We start from the raw sequence: 22,032 nt of genomic DNA on the forward strand, positions 1-22,032 counted from the left end.
ATTGAGGAATTTTTACACAAAATTTATTACACTTCCTCTTTTGAAAGTTTTAAGTTAGTAAAATAATTTCAAAAAAGATAATTCTTATTATTTATATACATAATTATTTATTAAATTTAACTTCCAAATAATTTATATTTTTGTCTTTATCTGATCATTTTTTTTCATAACCTGTCATAATATTATTTTTAGAAAGGTCACTATTATGAAAATCCCTTGTTAGATTTATAATATTTGCCCCAAATTCCTGTATAGATTCAATACTATATTCAAACAAACCATCATTATCAGTTTTAAATTTTAATAAACCATTTGGAGATAATAAATTTTGATAAATATTTAAAAAATCTTTGTAAGTAAGTCTTCTTTTATAGTGTCTTTTTTTAGGTCAAGGATCTGAAAAAGTTAGTCAAATTAAATCTACTTTTCCTTCTAATAAATTAGGTAATTCTGCAATATCTTTATTAATTATTTTAAAATTTTTTAAATTTAATTTCTTGGCTTTTTTCATAGATTTTAAAGCAACTGTTGGATATTTTTCAATTCCTATATACATAATATTAGGATTATTTTGAGCAAGTTGAACTAACATTTCACCTTTTCCCATACCCATTTCAAGTACAGTGTTAGAATTCACTTTAAAAGGAAATTCAGTTATTAAATATTCGCTTTCTAAAAGTAATTCTGTTGCATTTGGTATATTTCTTAATCTCATATCAAAATAATACTAAAATTTATTTTTTAAACAAGAAATAAATAAATTTCAACACAAAATTCTAAAAACCAAAATAATAAGATATCATTAAATAAAAGACTTTCTTTCTTAACAAAAAACATCTTTTAATAAAAGTTAGTTTTAACAGAAAATGCAGAAAAAATATTATTAGCATAATATAGCATATTTTTTTATTTTTATTTTGAAATTTTTGCAAAAAAGTATTATAATGAAATTATGGTTGCAGGAGGAAAAATGAAAATAACTAAAAATATTATCATTCGTAATATAAACAAGTTAATTATTAAAATTAACCAGTATTTTCATTTTTACTTTTTTAGGACTTTAAAATAAATTTATCTATTTAATTAAATAATAAACTAAAAAGAAAATCCTAATTAAGTTTAGGATTTTTTGCAACCTTTTTAAATAAAATAAAGGAGAAAATTATGAAAAAGAAAAATAAATTTTTATTTACTCTTATGCCAATAACTGGATTATTAAGTCCATTTGTTTTAGGTGTAAGTATGAATCTTAATGATTCACAACAAAAAAATAATAAAGAAAACAAAAAATTAAATATTTATGAATTTTTAAGTAAATTAAAAAATTATTCAACTGAAAGTTTTTCAGAAAATCCAACACAAGAAGATAAAATGGTAAGTGATTTTGTTGAATCTCTACCAAAGAGAGAAGTGTTTAGATTATATACAAATGTCTTTGTAGATGATAATTTAGATAATAATCTCAAAATTGAAAAATATTCAAAAGAAAATAAAAAAGTTTTAGATTTACTTTTAAGCGAACTTAAAGATAAAAATATTGTTAAATATTCTTACTATTCTGAAATTCTTCCTATGATAAGTGTAGAAGTAGACTTAGAAGATGCAAATAAATTTGCAGAATTTTTAGATAATAAAAAAGAATTTGCTAACTATTCTAAAGAACAAATAGTAGCGACTTTATCTTTTAAAGATGTAGCTGAAAGATTAATTACTAAGTATTGTATTGATAAACCAGATGATTTGGGAAAATGTCTATTATACGATCAAGATACAGGAAAAGCAAGTACAAGCTCTAGCAACTATAATCCTTATAGTAGCAATGATTGAACTTATAGACAACACAAAAATTCCTATTCTTCAAGTTCATCATCCAGTTCTACTTCAACTAAAAAAGAAGAACCCAAAAAGAAAGAAGAAAGTTGATATTATTTATCTACTTCAGACTACAAAACACATTTTAGAAAACAATTAGATTTAATTAATGATGACTATGATGAAACAAAAGTAAAAATTGATAAAAAAACTAATGAACCAGAAGGGGTTTATAGAACAAAAGTAGGAGTTCTTGAAAATATTAATTTAAGAAAAGATAATAATTTATTTAAATTTAATAATTTGGTTTCTGAAACTAAAACTCCAATAGAAGAACAAATGGATCATAAGGAAGAAGTAGCTAGTTTAATTTCTTCTAAAGAAGGAGTCGATCCTTTTGCAAAAATTTATGATTTGTTACTTTCAACCAGGAGAATTAATAGTTCTAAATATACTTTTACTTTCAATAATATGTATAATTTAGAAAAACTCTTAAAAACTTCAGTTTCAAAAGGAATTCAAGTAATAAACGGAAGTTTTGGTTATGGTTCTCCTAATCCATATTCCCCAATTACTTTAAGAACTTCTTATGATAACATTGCATATTTTTTAGATTTATTTACTAAAAAATATAAAATTATTTTTGTATTTTCTGCAGGAAATCATAAAGATGATTACATAAACAACAATTTTCACGGAATGAAATTAGGTTTAAATACAATAAAAGTTGCAGCACTTGACACAGAAACAAAAAAATCTACTTCTTTTTCAGTTAACTCTAGTAACTCTTACTATTTTTCACAAGATTATCCAAATATTACAGTAGCTGCTCCAGGAACAAATTATGATTTTAAATTTATTGAAAATTCTAAAGATGAGCAAGGTACAAGTTTTGCTGCTCCACTAGTAACAGGAGTAATTTCTAAGTTATATAGAAATTTTCCAAAAGTTAGAAATAAACCAGTATCAATATTTTCTTTAATAGGTGTTTCATCTGATTTATTTAATGAATTTAGTAAAAATTTAATTAATGGAACAGGTTATAATCAAGATTTTGGAGCAGGAATTTTAAACTATAAAAAAGCAAAAGAGGCAGTAGATAGTTTAAGAGAATTTACAATAAAAGGAGATAGAGAAAAAGGGAAATTGGATGAAACTGTAAAAGAATTAGAATTAAAAGATAATTCAATACTAAAAATTAGTTCAGCATGATTATTTAATGGTTTTGAAAAAGAAATTCCTGAAAATATATATATTGGTAAAAAAGATAAAAATTACTTTGAAGAAGAGTTTAAAAATAATAATGTTGTAACAGATTTCAATATTGTTTTAGAATATTGAAATAGCCAAACAAAAGAATGAGAAAAAGTTAAAGAAACTACATCAGTTAAATCTAATAAAGAAATTTTAAATATCAAAATAAGTAAATCAGGAAAATATAGATATTATCTTTATAAACAAAATTCATCCATCTCACAATTAGATGATGAAGTTGCTATAAGTCATTTAGTAGAATAAAATGAAAAAAATTAAATTATTAATCCCTGTTGTCATTGGTGGTTTATCTTTATTTTCTTTTATTTCTTGTCACGAAAATAAAGAAAATATACAGAAAAAAGATAATGAATCTAAATTTATTTTCGAAAAACCAACTCACAATAAATATCATAATCCTGATGAATTATTTAAAGAATGAAATCAAGTTAAATACAAAAAAGACTTTTTAGGTGTTGATGGAAAATGAAAAGTGGATAAAAATCATTTAACTACTTTTTACTTTGCAAATCCTTTTAAAAAAGCAAATTCAAAATATGATTTTAGTTTATCCCCTTTTAGTCAAGAAGATAAAAAACATATTTTTGATTTTGATTACAATCATTTAGGTCAATTCATTGCAATAAGTAACTATAATCAATTTAAATTTTTTATGAATGATTTACGCGTTGCTTTTAATTTTAAAAATTTTAAATCAATTAATGGAAATGATTGAATTCCATATTTTATTCACTTCTATGATGTTGACGATTTTGAAACTAACAATCCATTTTATGCAATAAAAAACTCATTAATTCAATCAATGATTAAAACAACTGATTTAGATAATGAAAAAGTAATAGAAGAAAAATTAAAAAATTATTTTTCCAAGAAGATAGTGTTATTTTCCTTATTTACTGATGGAAGAAGTTATTATATTGAAGTAATAAAAAATGTTCACATAAAATTTCCTAAAACAAATAATCTTAAAGATTTAATAGAAGCAAATTTAACTAATGAAAAAAATCAAAATAAATATATTTCAGACAAAGATAATAATGCACTTGCTTTTGAATTTCATGAATTAGAAAAAGAGAATAGTTAAGGAGAATAAAAATGAAAAAAATTAAATTAACATTACCAGTACTTACAACAATTTCAGTATCAACTTTTCTCGTTTCTTGTCACGAAAATAAAGAAAATATACAGAAAAAAGATAATGAATCAAAATTTATTTTTGAAAAACCAACTCACAATAAATATCATAATCCTGATGAATTATTTAAAGAATGAAATGAAATAAAATACAAAAAAGATTTTTTGTACGATAATCGTGTTTGAGATTTAAATAAAAATTATTTAACCACTTTTTACTTTCAAAATCCTTTTAAAAAAGAAAATTCCAAATATGATTTTAGTTTATCTCCATTTAATCAAGAAGACAAAAAACACATTTTTGACTTTGATTTAAACCATTTGGGTCAATTTATAGCAATAAGTAACTATAATCAATTTAAATTTTTTATGAATGATTTACGTACTGCTTTTAATTTTAAAAATTTAAACAAAGTTGATACTTCTCTTCTATTTTTTGATTATGATTTTTTAAATAATTTTGAAACTAATAATCCGTTTTATGTAATACAAAAATCATTAGTTGAATCTATGATTAAAACAACTGATTTAAATAATAAAAAAGTAATAGAAGAAAAATTAAAAAATTATTTCTCTAAAAAGATAGTATTATTTTCTTGTTTTACAGAAACAAGAAACAGATTTACTGAAGAACTAAAAACTGTTGATATAAAATTTCCTAAAACAAATAATCTTAAAGATTTAATTGAAGCAAATTTAACTACTAATAAAAATCAAGATAAATATGATCGCGATTGAGATGATCCACTTGTTTTTGATTTTTATGAATTAGAAAAAGATAATAGTTAAGGAAAAATAAAGATGAAAAAAATTAAATTATTATTACCAGTACTTACAACAATTTCAATATCATCTTTTCTCGTTTCTTGTCACGAAAATAAAGAAAATATACAGAAAAAAGATAATGAATCAAAATTTATTTTTGAAAAACCTGCTCACAATAAATATCATAATCCTGATGAATTATTTAAAGAATGAAATCAAGTAAAATACAAAAAAGATTTTTTAGAAAAAGATAATGTTTGAGAAGTACATAACAATCATATTGATACTTTTTATTTTGCAAATCCTTATACACAACAAAATGAAAAGCAAAATTTTAATTTATCTCCTTTTGTTAAAGAAGATAAAAAAGAAATTTTTAACTTTGATTTAAATCATTTAGGACAATTTATAGCTATTAGTAATATAGATCAATTCAACTTCTTTATGAATGATTTAAGAACTTCTTTTTTTCTTAAAACAACAACAGCACCAGCTAATATAGCTCTTATTTTTTATGATGAAAATTTGGATAAAAATATAAAAACTAACAATCCTTTTTATTTAATGAAAGAAAGATTGCTAAATAAAATAATCAAGATAAATGATGGCGAATCAGAAGAAAACATAAAAAATAAATTAAAAAAATATTTTGAAACTAAAATCCTTATCTTTTCTTTATTTATAGATGATAGAGATGGAGTTAAGGAATATGTTAAACAGGTAAATATAAAATTTCCTAAAACAAACAATTTAAAAGATTTAGTTCAATTAAACTTAAAGAATAAAAGCAATGGGCAATATATTCCAAAAAACAATCTCCCATTAACTTTCGAATTTCATGAATTAGATAAAGAAAATAGTAAAGGTAAATAAAAATGAAAAAAATTAAATTATTAATTCCTATTGTAACTGGTGGTTTATCTTTATTTTCTTTTATTTCTTGTAATGAAAATAAAGAAAATATACAGAAAAAAGATAATGAATCAAAATTTATTTTTGAAAAACCAACTCACAATAAATATCATAACCCTAATGAATTATTTAAAGAATGAAATGAAATAAAATATAAAAAAGATTTTTTAGGCGTTGATGGAAAATGAGAAGTAGATAAAAATCATTTAACTACTTTTTACTTCGAAAATCCTTTTAAAAAAGAAAATTCAAAATATTATTTTAGTTTATCACCATTTGGTGAAGAAGATAAAAAACACATTTTTAACTTTGATTTAAATCATTTAGGACAATTTATAGCTATTAGTAATATAGATCAATTCAACTTCATTATGAATGATTTAAGAACTTCTTTTGCATTGAAAACTTTTAATAAAAAAGATATGAATGATACACATGTTATTCCACTTTTTCGTGAAAATATTAAAAGTGAAAAAATTTTAACTAATAATCCTTTTAGTTTAATAAAAGAGTATTTAATAAATGCTATTATCAAAAAAACAGATAAAGATACAGAAGAAACAATTAAAGAAAAATTAAAAAATTATTTCTCAAATAAAATAATATTATTTTCTCTATTTTTAGATGTAAGCAGTCCATTTACTGATGATATAAAAGAAGTAGAAATAAAAATACCTAAATCAAATAATCTTAAAGACTTAATTTTATCTAATTTAAATAATTATAATGATCAAGAAAAATATAATGAAGAAGAAAATAATGAAAAATTTCCACTTGCTTTTGAATTTCATGAACTAAATAAAGAAAAATAAAATGTAAAAAGTTTTCTTATGTAATGATTCTTATTAATTGAAAAGTAATAACAATATCAAGTAAGTATAAATTTACCAGTGATTTTACACCGGTATTTTTATTTAATAAAAAGAAATATAAATATTTTTAATACAAAAAGATAGAAAGTTTTATAATTTAATAAAAATAGTAGAAAGATTAACTTTAATATGTTTAATAAAAAAATAAAATCATTTTTGTATTTTTTTTCTTTTAGTTTGCCTGCTATTGTTTTTACTTCTTGTGATTATTCAAAAAATAAAGAACAAGAATTTATAAAAATAGAGCAAAAATATTTTAATTTTGATTTGATTGAATATAAAAAAGAAGATTATTTTTTATCTAAAAATGGACTTCAAAAGTTTTATGAAAGAATTAAAAAAGATTTATTTTATGGATCAGAAATAAATTTTTTAAATAAAATAATAATTGATAAAAATTTAAAAGAATTTTCAAATACAAAGGAAAGACAGGGTTTTTTTATTTCAAACACTAGAGAAATATATTTAAATTCTGATTCTTTACAAAACATAAAAAATGAAGATGACAGAATAGAAGTTTTGTTTCAAATTTTATATCATGAATATTTTCATTATATCGATTCCACTTATCTTTCCAATTATAAACAAGGATATACAATCAAAAACAGTAAATCAACTAAAACTTATAATAAAGAATTTATAGATAACTTTTTAAGTGATTTAAGAATAACAGATGACAGATTTTCAAATTATTTCCCAAATAAAAATTTATTAAATTCAAGTAATATTTTTAACGATGTTACAATAAAAGAAATTTTGGAAAAATCATTAACAAATAAGTTAAATGAAATAAATTTTGAAAATAAAAATTTGCAAATTATGAATGAAAAATTTAAAAACTTAAATAATTTTATTCCTTTAAGTTATTATTTTTCCTTTGAAGAGTTTTTTGCAAACGAAGCATATAAACATTTTTATATAGAAAAAAGAAATAATTTAAATAATGATAAAAATTTTTATTTAAATGACTCTTTATGAACAACAACTTTAACTAGAGAAGATGGTTTAACACATTTAGAAGATAATTTTATTATTAATGATTCTGCTTTTGGTGGTTATATTACAAAAAATGATTCAGTAATTAAATTGGACAATAAAATTAAAGATTTATTTATTCATTTTTTAGAAATAATGAATTATAAATTGAATATCAGTGGGATTTATAATTTAAATAATAGAACATATATTAATGATAAATTAGAAGCAAATATAGATAATAATAAATTATTTTTTAGTGGTTATACAAAAGAAAAATATGATGGCTTAATTTTCAAAAATAAGGAAAATTCCTTTATAAAATTAAATTTAGTTTATAATGAAAGTAATAATTTAAAAGCTAAATTAAATAAAAATGATCAAGATTATAGTCTTTTTCCAGAAGAAAAATATTTAAGTTACTATACAAATAGTTATTTAAATATGGAAGAGATGAATATGGATTTTAAACCTATGTTGTGAAAAGACTTAAATAATAATGGTAAAATAGAAGAAAAAGAACTACATAATTTAAATAATTTTTCAAGTAATTCTAATTATGGTCCAAGTTCAAGTAGAAGTTTTTTAACTAATAGTGAATCTTTAACAATAAGAAACAATAAAATTATCAAGGAGTAAAATGCAATATAAAAATTTTGTTAATATACAAGCATATAAATATAATGGAAAATTATATAGACAGTGAAGTGGTGGAAAAATATTACAAGAAACTGAAAATCATGTTGTACTTTATATGAATAATAAAACAAAAGTTATGGAAAAAAACTTTCAAAAATGATCTATTAGAGAAGACACACTGTGATTTTTTCATAAAAAACATTTTTTTAATGCTTTAGTAACTATTGTTAACAAAAAATTTTATATCTATATAAATTTAGCATCTCCTTTTTTTGTAGAAGAACACACTGTAAAATTCATTGATTTTGATTTAGATATTAAGGTTTATCCTAATAAAGATTTAAACATAATAGATAAAATAGAGTTTTTATCAAACGCAAAGAAAATGAAATATTCTCAAAAAACTATTGATGTTGTTTTTGAAGAATTAAAATTTTTAATTAATTTGTATTATAAGGAAACCTATATTTTTAATAAAAAATATTTAAAGTATATTCAAAGCAAAATAGATAAATAAAAAAACTCCTTTTGGAGTTTTTAATTATCTTAATTAAGCAACATTTGCACTTAAATGTTTGGAAACAAAAGCATCAAGTCTTGAAGTTTTTCTAGAACCATTGTTTTTGTGTAAAACACCTTTAGAAACAGCAGTATTAATTTCTTTATGTGCTTTAGCAACTAATTCATTTACATTAGTAGCATTTTGCACTGCAGCTAGTTTAGCTTTTTTAATAGCTCCACGAACTCTTGATTTAATAGCATTATTTCTTATTCTAGATTTTTCATTTGTTTTGATTCTTGTTATTTTTGATTTAATATTTGCCATTCTATCTCCTTAATGTTTTGTTTCTTAATTATACAATAATTTTTTGTATTTTTAACTATAATATTTTACATTATTTTTATTTTTTGGAAAATAATATTTTTTATTTCAAAAAACTTACTTTATTTTTTTATCAAAGAATTATTAAAAGCAACAATTTCATTGAAATGTTGTTTTAGTCAAGAGTGATTTTGATCTACATTTTTTAAATAAAAAATCAAAGGGCTTTTATCTTGTTCTTTTTCTAGTAATCTGTGAATATTTAAAGTATTAAAATTTTCATCATCGTGTTTTAAACCTGCATTAGATGAAAAGAAAATTCCCACTGCTTGTTTATTTTGATTAAAAACACCAGCTCCGGATGCTCCTTTAAAAAACAAATTAGACTTTGGTACTTTAACATAGTTATCTAAATCTTGATTAGCTAAATATATTGTTTCAATAGATGGAGAATCCTTATCAATTGAATTCTCTATATCAAAAGGTTTATTTGTAAGTTTTTCATTGTCTTGAAATCCTTGGTTGATTACTGGCATATTATTGATTATGCTAATACCATTTTTATAAAAGCTTTTGGTTAATTTAAATCCATCAACTTTTTCAGTAACTCTTGTACTCTTATTGTTTTCTAAATCATCTATTTTTACAGGAAAACCAAAGGAAAAAACTTTTTCACCTTCAATTTTTTCTAAAGTTGTATTTACAGTATTTATTAGTGTTGGAGACTTATCATATTCTTTTAAAAAAGCGGGTTTTTCCACATTATCTTTTAGTTTTATTTTAATAACTGCAAAATCTGATCCTGAAAGATATTCTTTTTCTGAAGGTTTACCATTTTTTAGATCAAAATAATTATAAAAAGTACTTTGATAACTAAGCGGTTTAATAACTTCAAATGATTCAAATATATTGGTTTTATCTTTAAAAACGTCAAAATTTTCATTGAAAGTAGCATCTTTATAATTATAAAAATCATTTTGTCTATTTTCAGTGATTTCTTTTGTTCTTTTACCTGCGTCATTTATAACATAAGGATCATTTTTGTATTCTGGATAATTTTCTAAACCAATTAGTGATAAAGTTCTTATATCATGTGAACTAAAATAATTTTCTGGCATTTTTCCATTGTAATTTGGTTTGAAAATTCCTTGAGAATTGAAATTATCTAATTCTTCTTCTGAAATATTTTGATAAAAGTAATTATCATTTTTATTATTTAAAAGCTTTACAGAATTAGTTTTTATTATTGGTTTATTTATGAAAGCTGCTGCATGAATATTTGTAGCAATATAATAAACTCTTTCATCTGTTGGATCTTTATCTAAAACTCATCCGGTAGCAAATTCTGTTTCTAAATTTGAAATTACAAATTTTCTTCTAGAATCATCAGAATAAAGTTCTACAAAGGTTTTTACATATTCAATTTGAAAACTTCTTTTTTTAATAAAATCAGTCACAGAATCACTATTTTCTGTATTTTTCTTGTATATTTGTTTAATTTCTTCTAGTTTTGCATTGTCTAAAACAGAAGAATTGACTTCAAGTGAGAAGTTTGGATTTTCTACATTAATTTCTTGCTTTTTCTTTTCAATTGTTTCTTTTTCTTCTTTTTTAACAAAAGGAAAAGAACAAGAAACAAGAGATGTACTTACTAATAAAACAGAAGAAAAAGAAAGCAAAAATTTAGTTTTTTTATTCATAATAAAGAACCTTTCAAAAATATTTTATTAATTATAAAGTAAAATAAAAAAGTTTTTCAAAAAGAAAATATAAATTATGTTTTTTAAAATAATAGTTTGTTTTATAATTTAATAATATGAGTAAAAAAGCAAAGATTTTAATATACTTTTCAATCAACGTTTTTTATTTGATATTATTTGCAGTTATTTTTATTGTTTTATATCAAATAAATTTGATTTCCAAATTTCTTTTATTTGGTTTTTTTGTATTTTGATTAATTGTTGCAACTATAAGTTTATGTTGACTTTTATGAGTATTTCTGCATAAAAGTTCCAAAATTCAATCTTCTTTATATGAATATATTAATGATGTTGTTGAAGAAAATAATTTAGGTTTAGTTTTACATACAACAAATGGAAAAATTATTTGAGTTTCTTCATTTATAGAAAAAAGGTTTTCTAAAAAATGAATAGGAAAAAATATTGATGATGTTCTGAAAAATAAAGTTAAAGCAAATGAAGAAAATTTAGTAGGAGATGGTTCTACTTTTTCTGAAGATGGTTATACATATGCAATTAAAAAATATAGAGATAAAAACGCTATTTCTATTAGAGATATAACCTTATATGATAACCTTTTGAAAAGTTACGAGAAAGATAAAGTTGTAATTGGAGAAATTGAAATAGATAATTTTCAATTATTACTTTCTACATTAGGAGAAGAAGATTTTTTCAAGGTAAAAACATCTGTTATTAATTTACTTGATGAGTTATCTAAAAATTATAATTTCTCTTATCGTCAATATATTGAAGGAAAATTTTGAGTTGTAACTAGTTATGAAACATTCGCAAAATTAAAAGCAAAAAACTTTTCTATGTTTAATGAAATGGTTGTTAATTTAAATAATTCTAGTTATGAAGCAAAACAAGAAGTAACTTTATCGGTTGGTTTTGTTCATGGAACAAATGAAATTTCTAAATTGAATCAAATTGCAAAAGATGCAATAATTTATTCAAAAACTAGAGGTGGGAATCAAATTACAACTATTAAATATGGTTCTAGACCTGTTGTTTATGGTTCAAATAGTGAAATAAGTTCCAATTCAAGTAGAAGCGAACTAAACTTTGTATCTAAAAAAATGCTTGCAGTTTTAGAAAATCCAGAAGTAGAAAATATCATTTTATATGGGCATAAATACGCAGATTTAGATGCTGTGGGTTCTGCGTTTGGTCTTGGTCAATTTTTAATTAATTATGCTAAAACCAAATTTAATTTAGAAAAGAAAATGTATATTCAAAATGTAACTTTTGATTCTACAACAACACATTTTTTAGAAACCAATTCTCAATATATAGATAAAAAAATATTCATAAAACCTTCAACAGCATCTAAATATACAAACAAAAACACAATGATAATAATTGTAGATACAGCAGAAGCAACAAGAATTGAAAATCCAAATGCTTTTAATACAGCTGATCCGAAAAAAATATTTATTTTTGACCATCATAGAGTGGTTTCAGGAAAACCTGAATTCCTTTCTAAAGGAAATGATTATATTGAAACCACTGCTTCTTCTTCATCTGAAATAGTAACAGAGGTTATAGCACTTAATTCAGATGGTGAAAACAGAATAATTTCACCTTTTAGTGCCCAAATGCTTTTAAATGGTATTTATATGGATACTAATCAATTTAAAAAATCAACAACTATGAAAACATTTAATGCAGCTTCAATTTTAACTAGATGAGGGGCTCAAAGTGCTAAATCTATTGAAACTTTAAAGATAAGTGAAGAAATTTTTAATATAATTAATAAGATAACTAGAAATGTAGAAGAAGTCAAGCCAGGATTTTTACTTGCTTACACAGCAGAAGAAATTGATTTAGATGTTGTGTCTATGGCAGCTGATTTTATGTTAAATATCCAAGGAAGAAAAGCAACTTTTGTTGTTGCTAAAGTAGTAGGAAAAGATAGATTTAAAATGTCTGCAAGAGGTATAAATAATACTAATGTGCAAATTATTGCAGAAACAGTTGGTGGTGGTGGTCACTTCTCTGCTGCTGCTGCAGAAAGCACAACAGAAACATTAGAAGAATTTGTAGACAATATAAGACAAGCGATAGTGAGTGTGAAAAATGAAAGTAATAATAATTAAAGATTGTAAAGATGGAAAAGTTAATGAAGTAATAGATGTATCTGATGGATATGCAAAAAACTTTTTAATCAAAAATGGTTTAGCTATTCCAGTAAACAAAAAAACATCTTTATATTTAAACAAAAAAATAGAAATTTTAGAACAAGAAGAAGAGAAAAAAATTAAAGAAGCTGAATTATTAAGAGATCAAATTCAAGCTATAATTTTAACCTTCAAATTAAAAGAAACAAATAATGTAGTTCATGGTTCAATAACAGCTAAAAAAATTATTAAAGCTCTTGAAGATATGGACATTAAATTACCTAAACATTCTTTAGAAGAACATGTTCATATTGTAAGTATGGGATTAACTGTATTGAATGTTAAACTACACAAAAAAGTAATAGCTCATTTAAGAGTTAAGGTTGAAAAAGATGAGTAAAAGTTTATTTTTACCTAAGGAAGTAGAGAAGTCGATCCTTTCTTATGCATTATCATCAGAGGAAGATCAAGCAAAAATTATTCCTTTTTTACAAAAGGAAGATTTTTACGATTTCAAAAATCAAATTCTTTTCGAAGCATTAAATAATTTATATTTTGCTTCTAAAAAAATAAATTATGTTTCAGTTATTAAAGAACTGGATGAAATGAAAAAACTGAAAGAATTTGGTGGAGCAGCTGAAATAACAGAATATACAAGCGAAATTCCCGTTTTTTCTACAGTTAAAGAAGTAATGAATGATCTTGTTGAAAAAGCAACATTAAGACAAGCATCTATTGTTTTAAAACAAAGTTTTCAACAATTATCAGAAGCAAATAAAACTGCAGATGATATTTTAAATGAATTTGAATCCAAGATGGTTCAAATCACTAGAAATGTTCAAAATAGTGATTTTCAAAATATGAGAGATGTTGCTGCAAACATCTTAAAAGACTTGCTTTCTAGAAAAGATAGTACTAGTTTAAAAGGAATTAGTACAGGATTTAGTAATTTAGATAAAATTACTTCAGGTTTTCAAAAAGGTGACTTAATTATTTTAGCAGCAAGACCAGCGATGGGAAAAACCGCATTTGCGTTAAATTTAACAAAAAACATTGTTGAGCAAAACAATAATGTTGTTGTTTTCTTTTCTTTAGAAATGCCAAGTACTCAATTAGTAACTAGAATATTAGCATCTGAGTCAGGAGTTCCTGGAGATTATTTAAAAAATCCACAATTTTTAACTAATGTAGATTGAATTAAAATTTCCACAACTTTGAATGAAAAAATCAGCCATTATAACTTATTTATTGATGATTCAGCAGGAGTTAAACTCCATGAAATGATTTGAAAAACAAAAAAATTATTAAATAAAATGAAAAAAATAGACTTAATAGTGGTGGATTATTTACAATTAATAGATCTTGGTGGTTCTAATAATAGACAATTAGAAGTTTCTAAAATTTCTAGAAGTTTAAAACAACTAGCAAGAGAAATTAATTGCCCCGTTATTGCTTTATCTCAATTATCCAGGGACGTAGAAAAAAGAGAAGATAAAAGACCTATAATTTCAGATTTAAGGGAATCTGGAGCAATTGAGCAAGATGCTGATATAGTTGCGTTTTTATACAGGGAAAATTACTATAAAAAGGAAATTTCCCCTTATGACATTCAAGAAACAAAATTAATTATTGCAAAGCATAGAAACGGTGCCATTGGTGATTTATCATTACAATTTAATCCAAAAATAGGTCTTTTCTTTGAAGAAGGAGAAACAAACTAGAATGAGTTGGTCGAAAATTATATTTATAATAATTTTAATTTTCTTATTAGTTCTTTCAGCGTTTTTTTCAGCTTCTGAAACAGCTTATTCAACTGTTTCTAGGGCAAAATTAGAAGAAAATTTAAATAGCAAAAAACACTTTCAAAAAAAAGTGATAATTAAAAGATATGAGATGTTCCCATCTACATTATCTACAATTTTAATAGGAAATAATATAGTAAATATTGGTTCTTCTGTAATTTTATCCTCATTGTTTTCGAGTTGAATAACAGAGGAAACTTTTGAAATTATCGTTTCTACTTTAGTTATGACTCCTATTATTGTTATTTTTGGTGAAATGATGCCCAAAATTTTAGCAAGAAAATATCCAATAAAATTTTTACAGTGTACATATTTATTAATTTTATTTTTTCATTACTTATTTTGACCATTAACTTTTTTAATTTCAAAATTCGTTAAATCAGATCAAGTTACTAATACAGAAAATGAACTTAAACACATTTTAGATTTAGGTTACAAAGAAGGTGTTTTAGAAAAAGAAGAATCTATTCTTGCAAGAAATGCACTAGATTTTGATTCCATAAAAGTAACTAAGCACTATGTTAGATTGAAAAAAATAACTTATGTTTCTTATGAAAATAGTTTAGCAAAAATTAAAGAAATATTCCAAAATACGGGATTTTCCCGTATTCCTGTTCAAAAAAATAAAAAATTTGTAGGTATAATCCTTTTAAAAGACATTTTCGGTTTATCTGATGAAGAAACTTTTAATATAGATGATTACATTGTGGAAGTTCCTTATATTTCTTCAAATTCTTTATTAAAAGTTGCTTGAAAAAAAATGAAAGAAAATAAAAGTCAATTAGGTTTTATCACTAAGAGTAATGATGATAAAAAAGTTATTGGTTTAATAACTTTAGAAGATATTTTGGAAGAACTTGTTGGAGAAATATATGATGAACATGATTATAGAGACGAATTAGATTTTTATGAGTTGGAAGAAAGTTCAAAAATCATGGTTAAATATTCTACACCTATCTCTAAAATTAATGATTTTTTCTCAATAAATTTAGACGAAAATGAAAATGAAAATATTGGTTCTTTTTTAGAGAAAACAACAAACAAAAAATTAACTTTAAAATTCAAATTTAATATTAATAACTTATATTTTAAAGTTGTTGAAAACAAAAGAAAAGAAGAACCTAAAATAGAAATTTGAAAAGAAGAATAAAAAATTATAAAATACAAAAAAATACTTTATAATTAAATATATTATTAATAAAAACAGAGGAGTTTTTTATATGGCAAAAAGAAAAATGCTAGCTGAAACTGCAGAATTAGTAATAACAGTTGAAGCAGATAAACAAGAATGATTAGATGCACAAAAAAAAGCAAAAAACAAATTATTAAAATCAGTACAAATTCCTGGTTTTAGAAAAGGAAAAGTTCCTTTAGCAAAAGCTGAAAGTTTAATTTCAGAAGGACAAGTAATTCAAGAAGCAGCAAATTCAATAGCTCCTAAATTAGCTTCTTTAGCAAAAGAACAAATTATAGAAAGTGATAAAGTATTGGATGAAGCAGCTTTAAATCCAGTTAAAGTTTCAAAAGAAGAATTAGTAATAGAATTTAAATATCCAGTTTATCCAGAATTTAAAATTTCTAACTACAAAGGATTAGATATTTCTTATGAAGCACCAACTGTTTCTAAAGAAGAAATTGATTCTGAAGTAGATAAAATTGTAAAATCTCATTCACTTTTAATAAGCTCTGATAAAGCAATTGAAAATGGAGATGTTGTGCTTTTTGATTTTAAAGGATTTATTGACAATGAACCATTTGAAGGTGGAGAAGCAGAAGATTTTGAATTAAAAATCGGTTCAGGAAATTTTATTAAAGGATTTGAAGAATCAATGATTGGTTTTGTAAAAGGTGACAAAAAAGAAATTAAAGTGACCTTTCCAAAAGATTACCATGCAAAAAACTTTGCAGGTAAACCAGCAATATTTAAAATTCATGTAAAAGATGTTAAAAAATATGAAAAAGTAAAATTAGATGATGCTTTTGTTTCTGATTTAAAAATTGAAAATGTTTATACAGTTTCTCAATTAAAAGAATATCTAAAAAAACTTTTACTTGAAGAAAAAACAGAAAAATCAAAAATTGATTTTCAACACAAAGTATTTCACAAAATTTTTGAAAATACAACAATTCCTTTAGCTTCAGTTTTAATTAACAAAGAAAAAATGGCAGTTCAAAGAAAAACAGAAGAAAGATTAAAAGAACAAGGTTTTTCACTTAAAGAATATGCTGATTTACTTAAATTAGACACAAAAACATTAAATGACACATTTGAAAAAGAAGCAATTCACAACTTAAAAACATCATTAATTTTTGCTGAAATTTCAAGAATTGAAAAATTAGAAGCAACAGAAGAAGATTATAAAAAAGAATATGAAAAGTTTGCAAAACTTTACAAAACAACACCAGAAGCTGTTGAACAAATGGTTTCAAAATTCCAATTACAAATTCCTATCATAAACAGAAAAGTTATCGATAGATTGATTGAATACAATTCAGGAAAAATTGGACAAAAAATGAAAACAATAGTTTCTAAAGTTAAAAAAGAAGAAAATAAAGAAACAAAAACTTCTAAACCAAAAACATCAGTAAAAAAACCTGTTTCTAAAACAGTTAAAAAAGAAACTAAAAAAACTTCTTCAAAATAAGACCTATTGGTCTTTTTTTCTTTTTTTTCTTCATAAAAATAGTAAAATTTAAAATAATATGTTACATAAAATTAAAAAATTCTTTTCAACATCCACAGAGATGAAAATCGCAAGAAAATTGCTAAAAGAAATAAATGAAAAAAGATCCATTTATTCTTCAATGAGTAATGAAGATTTACAGAATCAAACACAATTATTTAAAGAACGTTTAAAAAATGGTGAAACTCTTGAAGATATCAGAGTTGAAGCTTTTGCAGCAGTTAGAGAAGCTACAAAAAGAGTGTTAAACAAATTCCCATATGATGTACAAATTTTGGGTGGTTTAATTTTGGATCAAGGTTCAATTGCAGAAATGAAAACAGGAGAAGGAAAAACTATTACTTCTATTGCTCCTGTATATTTAAATGCACTTGAAGGTAAAGGGGTAATTGTTTCAACAGTTAATGAATACCTTTCAGAACGTGATGCTACCGAAATGGGTCAAGTGCATAATTGAATGGGTTTAACAGTTGGAATTAATAAATCACAGATGGATTCTTTAACAAAAAAAGCTGCTTATGCTTGTGATATTACTTATTCCATTCACTCTGAATTAGGTTTTGATTACTTAAGAGACAATATGGTTACACAAAAAGAATCTAAAGTACAAAGAGGACTCAACTATGCTTTAATAGATGAGGTAGATTCTATTTTAATTGATGAAGCTAAAACTCCTTTGATCATTTCTGGTGGTGAAAAAAGTGGCGGAAATAATTATTTTATTGCCGATCAATTTGTAAGAATTCTTAAAGATGAAGATTTTGATATTGATTGAGAAAGTAAAGCAGTTAAGTTAAACGATAATGGAATAGATAAAGCAAATCATTTTTTTAATATTGAAAATCTTTATGATATTCAACATTCAGAATTAGTTCATAGCATTCAAAATGCCTTAAGAGCACATAAAATAATGAAAAAAGATGTTGAGTATATTGTTAGAGATGGAAAAATAGAACTTGTAGATACATTTACTGGAAGAATAATGGAAGGAAGAAGCTATTCTGAAGGACTACAGCAAGCTATTCAAGCCAAAGAAATGATTAAAATAGAACCAGAAACTAAAACTTTAGCAACAATAACTTATCAAAATTTTTTCAGGATGTTTAAAAAACTTTGTGGTATGACAGGTACTGCCAAAACTGAAGAACAAGAATTTATTGATATTTATAACACAAGAGTAAATGTTATTGAAACTAATAGACCAATAAAAAGATTTGATGATACTGATTTAATTTTCCCTTCTGCAAGAGCGAAATATAAAGCAATTGTTGCAGAAATAAAAGAAAAATATAAATTGGGTCAACCTATCCTTGTAGGAACTTCACAAGTTGATGAATCAGAATATTTACATTCACTTTTAGTTAGAGAAGGTATTCTACATACTGTTTTAAATGCTAAACAAAACGAATATGAAGCAGAAATTATTGCTAATGCCGGAAGAGTAGGATCAGTTACAATTGCAACAAATATGGCAGGTCGTGGAACCGATATTAAACCTACTCCAGAAGCTTTAGAAAAAGGTGGATTATATGTTCTTGGAACAGATAAATCTGAATCAAGAAGAATAGATAATCAGTTAAAAGGAAGATCAGGAAGACAAGGAGATGTAGGTTATTCCCGTTTTTTCCTTTCTATTGAAGATCAATTAATGACAAGATTTTCTCAATTTGATCAAATTAAAGAAAATTTTGGAAGTGATAGTGATGAACCTATTCCAGGAAAGTCTATTTACAAATTTTTCCAAAGAGCACAGAAAAAAATAGAAGGTTTAAACTACGATAACAGAAAAAATGTTTTAAGTTTTGATGACGTTATTAGACAACAAAGAGATTTAGTTTATACACAAAGAGATATTATTTTAGAAAGTGAAGAATTGGATCATTATATCATTAGAATTATTGAAAGATCAGTAGATAATTTTATGAATTTTGATTTCATTTTAAAAACAAATAAAGAAGTAAAATATGATGTTTTAACTAAATTTTTAAATGAGAATTTTTCAAGAATTTCTAAAGTAGAATTTACTTATAAAGAAATAAGTGAACACCATTACGATGAATTGATTGAATATTTAAAAGAAAAAATGAAAGACATTTATTTTAACGTGTTAAGAATTAACTTGATCGAAAATTTAAAAGAAGAATATGTAAAATTAGAAAGACAAATTTTACTAGGTGCACTAGATCAAAAATGACAAAATCACATTGATATTATTGATAAGTTAAGATCATCTGCAAATCTTGTTCAATATTCACAAAAAAATCCATTCCAAATTTTTACTGAAGAAGCAACTAAAAAATTTGAAGTATTTATTGATGAAAGTTCAGATCAAGCAATATTAAATTTATTTAATAATTCATATGCTAGAAAAATAGAGTATATGAATATAGAACTATCTAACGGACAAATTTTAACAATTGAAGTAGGGAAATTTCCAGAAGAAATTCAAGCAATCATAGATATGGAAGAAGAAAAAATAAGAATAGCTAATGAATACCAACAACAAATGAAACAAATAACACTTATTGATGGAAAAATCCTTTCTGTTCCTAAAGATATGGATGATGAACAATTGAAAAGAATTATCATAGAAGAAAACGCAGCTATTTTGGAAAGTCAACAAAGATTATTAGAAGAAGAAAAAAACAATGAAAAAAAAGATTAATATAATAGTGTTAATCTTATTTTTTATATCTTTTATAGTTGGATTAATTGAATTAACTTTTTATATTTATAACAATTTAATTAACTACTTTTGATTGATAGTTAACATTGCTTTACTCTTTTTACCTTTTGTAATCATAATAATTTTTTTAATTTTTATTAAACAAATTTATCCAAAAATTAAAAATCATTTTATTAAAGATCAAAGATTTCATAGTGATCTTTGTAAATTTTTAAATAGAAAAAAACTAAAATTAATTTTTATAGTTCTTTGATTTATGCTAATTTTGATAAATATTTGATTAGCTAAATTGTGATGAGACAACTGAAAAAATCAGATAATTACAATTTCATTTTTATTTGAGAATATGTTGTTTTTTAGTTGTCAATGAGTTTGAGTAAAATATAAATGTTCTGAAAAAGAAAATAAATAATTTTAATTTTTGTTAAATTAAAATTAACAAGTAAAAAAATAAATTCAAACCCGAAAACCACTGTAAAACAGTATTATTTGGAAATTTTGAAACTAAACTGGGAAATAAAAAAAGTCAGCAAATAAATGCTAACTTTCTTATAATGTTTCAAGTTCTTTTTCTTTTTTTCAAGGTTGTTTTTTATCAATATGATCAATAAACAATTTTCCTTGTAAGTGATCGAGTTCATGTTGAAAAACAATTGCAACATATCCTGAAACGGTTCATATTTTTTTTTCTTTACTAAAATATGAATAACCTTCAACTTTAATTCTTTTTCTTCTTCTAACAAAACCTTCTTGATGTGGTCATTTTTCATTAACACTTAAACAACCTTCACCATGATGAAGAGCAATTTTGTCTTCAGAAAAACCAAGTATTTTTGGATTTATAATAATATCTCTAAATACTATATCATCAGGTCCATTATTAACATTAATATAGAACATATTTTTTAAGATTCCATATTGAACAGCAGCAACACCTACACCTGGTCTATACATTTTTTGACCTTCAACTTGTGAATAGTCAATATGATCAATCATTTGTTGTGCTAGAAGTTCATCTTCTTCGGTTAATGGTCAAGGAACATCAATTGATTTTTCTCTTAAAACATTATTTGGTAATTGAATTATTTTAACTTTTTTTCTATTCATATGTATATATTATATAAAAATAATTAAAATTCAAATGCAGCTTTTTTGATTTTATCTTCAATACTTTTAACTTTTTCTTCTTTACTTAAAGAAGCAAAAGGTTCAACTTTTGTACCTGTTAATCAAACTGGTTCAACTACTTGAGCTCCTAAAAAGTGTCAGAATCCTTTTAAATTTTCTGTAAAATTTCCAAAAGGATATCAATCAGCAGGCGCTCCTTGAGAAGTTAAAATTTGAACTTTTAAATGATCTAAAAGACCTTTTGCTTCTCCTTTTTTGCTGTATTTGTAACTAAAAGTTACATTAGCCATTGAAATAGCATCAATAAAGTTTTTGACAACTGCTGAATAGTTAAAATTAATCATTGAAGTTGAAAAAACAACTTTTTGCACACTTTTTAATAAATCAACTAATTTCATTGCTTCTACATCTTGTCAAAAAGTTTTCATATTTTCTGAATTTAAAGAGATAGAAGCTACTTTTTCTTTATTTAAATCCAATTCAATAATTTTATGTGTTGGATTTTTTTCTTTATAAAATTCTACAAATTTATCTGACATTAATTTTGAATTTGAAGATTCTCTAGACAAAATAGAACCTTTTATAACTAAAACTTTCATTTTTCCTTCTTTCTTTTTTATTAAATTAATTTGCTAAGGTATTATATTATAAAAAGTAGTAAAATTT

Annotated in this window: 18 protein-coding genes; 13 read left to right on the forward strand and 5 right to left on the reverse strand. The window is 23.3% G+C overall.

The window, feature by feature from the left end; translation table 4 throughout:
* Positions 1-103 precede the first annotated feature (103 nt).
* Complete coding sequence (trmB, locus tag ACXX85_RS02430; RefSeq protein ID WP_458560536.1) at positions 104-715, reverse strand: tRNA (guanosine(46)-N7)-methyltransferase TrmB; 612 nt, start codon at positions 713-715, stop codon at positions 104-106.
* A gap of 449 nt (positions 716-1,164) precedes the next feature.
* On the opposite strand from trmB, the gene ACXX85_RS02435 reads away from it, so the two are divergent.
* The 7 genes from ACXX85_RS02435 (at position 1,165) to ACXX85_RS02465 (ending at position 8,901) form a co-directional block, all read left to right on the forward strand.
* Positions 1,165-3,330, forward strand: coding sequence for a S8 family serine peptidase (locus ACXX85_RS02435; RefSeq protein WP_458560537.1), 2,166 nt, complete (start codon positions 1,165-1,167; stop codon positions 3,328-3,330).
* 1 nt (position 3,331) lies between these two features.
* Complete coding sequence (locus tag ACXX85_RS02440) at positions 3,332-4,171, forward strand: hypothetical protein (protein WP_458560538.1); 840 nt, start codon at positions 3,332-3,334, stop codon at positions 4,169-4,171.
* An 11-nt stretch (positions 4,172-4,182) separates the two neighbouring features.
* A complete protein-coding gene (locus ACXX85_RS02445; RefSeq protein ID WP_436358855.1) occupies positions 4,183-5,010 on the forward strand; it encodes a hypothetical protein in 828 nt (275 codons plus the stop codon).
* A 12-nt stretch (positions 5,011-5,022) separates the two neighbouring features.
* Entirely contained in the window at positions 5,023-5,859 is an 837-nt protein-coding gene (locus ACXX85_RS02450) for a hypothetical protein (protein WP_436358856.1), read from the forward strand.
* Between the two features lie 2 nt (positions 5,860-5,861).
* Positions 5,862-6,710, forward strand: coding sequence for a hypothetical protein (locus tag ACXX85_RS02455; protein WP_458560539.1), 849 nt, complete (start codon positions 5,862-5,864; stop codon positions 6,708-6,710).
* A gap of 189 nt (positions 6,711-6,899) precedes the next feature.
* Positions 6,900-8,384, forward strand: coding sequence for an MYPU_1760 family metalloprotease (locus tag ACXX85_RS02460; protein ID WP_458560540.1), 1,485 nt, complete (start codon positions 6,900-6,902; stop codon positions 8,382-8,384).
* A 1-nt stretch (position 8,385) separates the two neighbouring features.
* Positions 8,386-8,901, forward strand: a complete 516-nt coding sequence (locus tag ACXX85_RS02465) for a DUF402 domain-containing protein (protein ID WP_436358859.1) — start codon at positions 8,386-8,388, stop codon at positions 8,899-8,901.
* Positions 8,902-8,934: 33 nt separating this feature from the next.
* On the opposite strand, the gene rpsT is transcribed toward ACXX85_RS02465, so the two are convergent.
* Entirely contained in the window at positions 8,935-9,210 is a 276-nt protein-coding gene (gene rpsT, locus ACXX85_RS02470) for a 30S ribosomal protein S20 (RefSeq protein WP_436358860.1), read from the reverse strand.
* Between the two features lie 119 nt (positions 9,211-9,329).
* Entirely contained in the window at positions 9,330-10,907 is a 1,578-nt protein-coding gene (locus ACXX85_RS02475; protein WP_458560541.1) for a DUF31 family putative serine protease, read from the reverse strand.
* Positions 10,908-11,023: 116 nt separating this feature from the next.
* Here ACXX85_RS02475 and ACXX85_RS02480 point away from each other — a divergent pair, with 116 nt between their 5' ends.
* The 6 genes from ACXX85_RS02480 (at position 11,024) to secA (ending at position 20,217) form a co-directional block, all read left to right on the forward strand.
* Positions 11,024-13,045: a GGDEF domain-containing protein gene (locus ACXX85_RS02480; RefSeq protein ID WP_436358862.1), complete on the forward strand. Its 2,022-nt coding sequence runs from the start codon at positions 11,024-11,026 to the stop codon at positions 13,043-13,045.
* The gene (gene rplI / locus ACXX85_RS02485) at positions 13,026-13,466 is read left to right on the forward strand and encodes a 50S ribosomal protein L9 (RefSeq protein WP_458560542.1); all 441 of its coding nucleotides are present in this window, start codon (positions 13,026-13,028) and stop codon (positions 13,464-13,466) included. Before ACXX85_RS02480 ends, rplI begins: the two co-directional genes overlap by 20 nt.
* Positions 13,459-14,787, forward strand: coding sequence for a replicative DNA helicase (gene dnaB / locus ACXX85_RS02490; protein ID WP_458560543.1), 1,329 nt, complete (start codon positions 13,459-13,461; stop codon positions 14,785-14,787). Before rplI ends, dnaB begins: the two co-directional genes overlap by 8 nt.
* Position 14,788: 1 nt before the next feature.
* On the forward strand, positions 14,789-16,018 hold the full coding sequence (locus ACXX85_RS02495; protein ID WP_458560544.1) for a hemolysin family protein: 1,230 nt from the start codon (positions 14,789-14,791) through the stop codon (positions 16,016-16,018).
* Positions 16,019-16,088: 70 nt separating this feature from the next.
* The gene (tig, locus tag ACXX85_RS02500) at positions 16,089-17,513 is read left to right on the forward strand and encodes a trigger factor (RefSeq protein ID WP_458560545.1); all 1,425 of its coding nucleotides are present in this window, start codon (positions 16,089-16,091) and stop codon (positions 17,511-17,513) included.
* A 58-nt stretch (positions 17,514-17,571) separates the two neighbouring features.
* Positions 17,572-20,217: a preprotein translocase subunit SecA gene (gene secA / locus ACXX85_RS02505; protein ID WP_458560546.1), complete on the forward strand. Its 2,646-nt coding sequence runs from the start codon at positions 17,572-17,574 to the stop codon at positions 20,215-20,217.
* A 570-nt stretch (positions 20,218-20,787) separates the two neighbouring features.
* Here secA and def read toward each other — a convergent pair.
* Both def and ACXX85_RS02515 read right to left on the reverse strand, forming a co-directional pair.
* Positions 20,788-21,345 (reverse strand): peptide deformylase, encoded by a 558-nt coding sequence (gene def / locus ACXX85_RS02510; RefSeq protein ID WP_458559249.1) that lies wholly within the window; start codon positions 21,343-21,345, stop codon positions 20,788-20,790.
* A gap of 23 nt (positions 21,346-21,368) precedes the next feature.
* Positions 21,369-21,965, reverse strand: a complete 597-nt coding sequence (locus tag ACXX85_RS02515; RefSeq protein ID WP_458560547.1) for an FMN-dependent NADH-azoreductase — start codon at positions 21,963-21,965, stop codon at positions 21,369-21,371.
* Between the last annotated feature and the right edge of the window lie 67 nt (positions 21,966-22,032).

The sequence above is a fragment of the Mycoplasma sp. Z386 genome, assembly GCF_054343375.1.